This window comes from Cupriavidus sp. GW822-FHT06G04 (assembly GCF_058799075.1).
This window is the reverse complement of the sequence record NZ_JBXALD010000033.1, coordinates 1-1,769: the sequence shown is the minus strand read 5'-3', so window position 1 is coordinate 1,769 and position 1,769 is coordinate 1. Positions and strand designations below refer to the sequence as shown.

Annotated in this window: 2 protein-coding genes; both read right to left on the bottom strand. The window is 58.2% G+C overall.

Going from position 1 to position 1,769, the window contains the following annotated elements; translation table 11 throughout:
- Positions 1 to 139 precede the first annotated feature (139 nt).
- Positions 140 to 343 carry a hypothetical protein gene (locus AC1RKI_RS30035; RefSeq protein ID WP_490713703.1) on the bottom strand — a complete coding sequence of 68 codons (204 nt, stop codon included), beginning with the start codon at positions 341 to 343 and terminating at the stop codon, positions 140 to 142.
- Between the two features lie 422 nt (positions 344 to 765).
- Positions 766 to 1,380: a hypothetical protein gene (locus tag AC1RKI_RS30030; RefSeq protein ID WP_492798425.1), complete on the bottom strand. Its 615-nt coding sequence runs from the start codon at positions 1,378 to 1,380 to the stop codon at positions 766 to 768.
- Positions 1,381 to 1,769: the final 389 nt, after the last annotated feature.

Below are 1,769 nucleotides of genomic sequence, written 5' to 3'. Positions count from 1 at the left end.
CGACAAAGCAGGCTCAGCCCCGGAGGCGACGTGTGTCAGTGCGATTCGAGAGACGTTTCCACACGGCCTCGACCCATAGCGGACCGTCGGACTTCTTGAAAACAGACGGTCGGCGACAACGGGTCCAACCTTTATCAGATCAACCCAGCAACTTGCGGGCGAGCAGATACCCAATAAACAAAACGGCCGCACCTACCAATACCAAATAGACTACCTTCTCTGGCGTGCTCATCCGCCGCCATTGCTCGGACGACGGCCCACCTCCGACTGCTGGCATTTCCCCTCCAATATATCGATGTTGCACAGGTGGCGATGCGCCTTCCTTGCTGACGCCGATCGCCATTGTGGATGATCCAACTAGCGACGTCGACCGTCCGTACTTGGCCGAACGCGGAAGTTCGTCGGTCGCCAAGGCCGCCCGAACCGTGGACTTCCGTTCCCGACCCATTGCGGCCCTTCGCGTTTCTCCGAAGCGGTCGTTCCAGGAGTGTGGAGCGGATGGATCGAAGACTGCCTTGACCGATATCGACGGATCCGCTAACTGCTACGAGTATGCATTCGGCAGTGAGAAGACCCGAGGCCGTGATTGGTCGAATTGCTCTTCCAGAGTTATGGAAACTCTAGTTTTTCGTCGGGTGCAGTAGGTCAAGTTGGCCGATGGCTGCTTTGGACTGGCCGCGCAAGGGGTCCCGCGCCAGAGTCGCTTGTAGACTCTACGATCCCTCGCTCGGCTGCTCCGACCGCTTCGCTAGGATGCATGCAGCATCAATTAGGCGCTATCGGCGCCTTCGGCCGCGTCGCCACATAGATTTGCAGCACTACGTTGAAGCGCGGTTCCTCTCCCGGATCTTCGCCCGTGATCGTCTTCACCAGCATTACCCAAGCCTCGTTGCCGTAATCGTCGTACCAGAATTTCTCTACTCCCCTTGCGCCACCGGGTAAGTGAATGTATTGGTTCCGCAGTTCTACAGCAGACCGCGCTCCAGGATTGCGCGCATTTCTCTGTTCGTCCGCGATCCAATTAGCACGCTCCATCTTACTGCTGATGTCTGTCAGACGTTGCCATGTTTCGTCTGCACGAGCTGATTCGCGATATGGGCCGATACCGAAATCAAGAATTCGACGAGTCTCTTGCTTGAAAGCTACGCCAGTGTAACCAACGTTATCGAGCTGCATCCGATGACGCGGATCACGATAGATGAAGGTGTGGGGTTCGTTGATGATCGTTCCGGCGGGTGTCGGCAATGGCCCGAGCTTAAGCGTAGAATGCTGAGTCACCTCGCCCCATGTGTCGCCGATTTGAGCCTCAATCACCGGAAGAGGCCCTTCGTTTCTGCGACTTTCATTCGCAGATCTTCCGCAGGCGGCTAACGCGATCATCGCCAACACTACTGGGAGAAGGGACCACTGGGTCCATGTAGGTTTCATAAGTATCTCTGCACGACCACGCTGTAGGGCGGTCGGTTAACCGCGAACATGAACGTCCACCGCGGGTGAGCTTAAAGGGCAATGCGCTGAGCAGGGCAAGCGCCACGACGGGGGGTATCCGGAGCCTGGGCGAGCGTGGCAAACGGCGGCCTCCCGCCGTGAAGCTGGTGGTTGCCTCCCGTGAGTATCCATTTTTGGTCCCGTCATCGAGTGGCGGCTCTTGGCCGGTCTCCGCCCTCGGGCTGCGGGGCGGCAGGCAACTGCCGACCGAGGGTGTGTGAAAACGCCTTAGTTCAGCTCGCCGAAAGTCTAGGGACGTACCTAGGCCACGTTGGGCGCGA